Origin of the sequence: Oceanobacillus jeddahensis, assembly GCF_000750635.1 — a bacterium.
In the GTDB taxonomy this organism is placed as follows: domain Bacteria; phylum Bacillota; class Bacilli; order Bacillales; family Amphibacillaceae; genus Oceanobacillus; species Oceanobacillus jeddahense.
Map to the genome: position 1 here is coordinate 1 of NZ_CCDM010000012.1, position 1,366 is coordinate 1,366.

The window sequence follows — 1,366 nt, forward strand, 5'->3', positions numbered from 1 at the left end:
ACCATGGAGCGGATTTGTTTCATGCTCATTCCCTGGATCATCAATAAGCCGAATTCTCTTTTCCGCGACTGTAAGAATGAACTCATCGAATAAAGCACAAAGAAAAAAGAAAACACATAGATAATCCCTGCGGCAACATTCATTCCGAAGCTGACATAAGAGTCCATATTATTTCCTGTCAGCTGCGGATGAGAAGCGAAAATAGAGAAAGTAAAAAATACCATTACAGTAAACAGGCTGGTCAAAAAATACGCAGCATATAATCGTTTATTCCGAATAACATTATTAAACGCGAACTGACGAAAAGTCATTGGAATCCCCTCCCATTAATGAGAGTGTGTCGATAATCTTTTGGAAAAAAGCCTGCCGATTATTGCCCCGATGAATTTCCGAATAAAACTTCCCGTCCCGGATAAATACGACACGATTACAATAACTTGCAGCCTGTGGATCATGCGTCACCAAAAGCATGGTTGTTTTTTCCTTTTCATTAATGGATTCCAGCATTTCCATTACATCTTTGGATGACTTTGAATCCAGATTTCCTGTTGGTTCATCCGCCAGGAGCAGCTTCGGCGTATGAATCATTGCCCGGGCAACTGCCGCTCTCTGAGCCTGACCGCCGGAAATTTCATACGTTCGTTTATCCATAATATCCGTTATTCCTAACTTTTCCGCAATTCCCTTTGCCTTTTTCTTCATTTCACTTACTTTTTTCCCGTCAAGCGTCAGAGGCAGCACCATATTTTCTTCTACCGTCAATGTATGGAGCAGGTTAAAATCCTGAAAAACAAATCCTAATTCCCGTCTGCGGAATTGAGCTAGCTTTTCCTTTTTGAGACGATGCGGATCCTTTCCATTAATTAAGATTTCTCCTGTCGTCGGTTCATCAATCGTAGCAATCATATTTAATAATGTTGTTTTACCGCTTCCTGAAGGTCCCATAATTCCTACAAATTCATTATCTTCTACAGTTAAATCAATGTCCGACAATGCACGATAGGAAATTTTCCCTTCGTATACTTTACTGACTTGTCTTACTTTCAACATGAAAATACTTCCTTCCTTATCATTTGATTTGACCTTAGTATATCGTTGTTCTTAAGGAAGAAACTATCGAAATTCCTTTCAATTATCTTACATCGTTGTAAGGTAAGTCCACACATAATAAAACGAAACTTCATTCAGTGGGAGTTTTACGGGCGCACAACTCTTTACGATGGGATGAGTAATCGCAGTCCCAGTCCCAGGATGTGCTAGTGCAGACGTTGCGACAACGGTTTTCGATGGGGTGAGTAATCGCAGCCCCAACCCCAGGACGTCGCGAACTTAGTCTGCTTCCTTCATTCTCCCACTGAATTAGCCT

2 protein-coding genes are annotated in these 1,366 nt (G+C 40.9%); both read right to left on the minus strand.

The features are described from left to right. Window positions 1-311, minus strand: a 311-nt coding sequence (locus tag BN986_RS25575; protein WP_040985654.1) for an FtsX-like permease family protein, incomplete at its 3' end; no start/stop codon positions are given. Then, complete coding sequence (locus BN986_RS25580; protein ID WP_040985656.1) at window positions 286-1,050, minus strand: ABC transporter ATP-binding protein; 765 nt, start codon at window positions 1,048-1,050, stop codon at window positions 286-288. The genes BN986_RS25580 and BN986_RS25575, both read right to left, overlap by 26 nt. Window positions 1,051-1,366 lie beyond the last annotated feature (316 nt).